The sequence below is a fragment of the Paraburkholderia sp. SIMBA_030 genome, from assembly GCF_046535245.1.
Lineage (GTDB): Bacteria > Pseudomonadota > Gammaproteobacteria > Burkholderiales > Burkholderiaceae > Paraburkholderia.
The window spans coordinates 1-234 of sequence record NZ_JAWRXB010001689.1; the positions used below are offsets into that span (position 1 = coordinate 1).

Here is a 234-nt window from a genome sequence, read left to right on the forward strand (position 1 = left end):
CTTGCCGCCCATGTTGATCATCATGATGCCGAGCAGCGGCTGGGCGATGATGAATACGTACAGCGCGACATGCGCGAGCTTCGACAGCCACTTGAGCAGCGGCGCCTGCACGATGGGCTCCGGCACGCGGCTGACCACGCGCCACAACACGCGCAGCACCGAGAGCACGAGCACGGACGTACCCGCGAGCAAGTGCACGTTCATCCAGAACGCGCGACTGTCGCTGCCTTTCGG

1 protein-coding gene is annotated in these 234 nt (G+C 64.5%); it reads right to left on the minus strand.

Going from position 1 to position 234, the window contains the following annotated elements; all coding sequences use genetic code 11:
* Positions 1–234, minus strand: a 234-nt coding sequence (locus SB772_RS45780) for a cytochrome b/b6 domain-containing protein (protein ID WP_410839247.1), incomplete at both ends; no start/stop codon positions are given.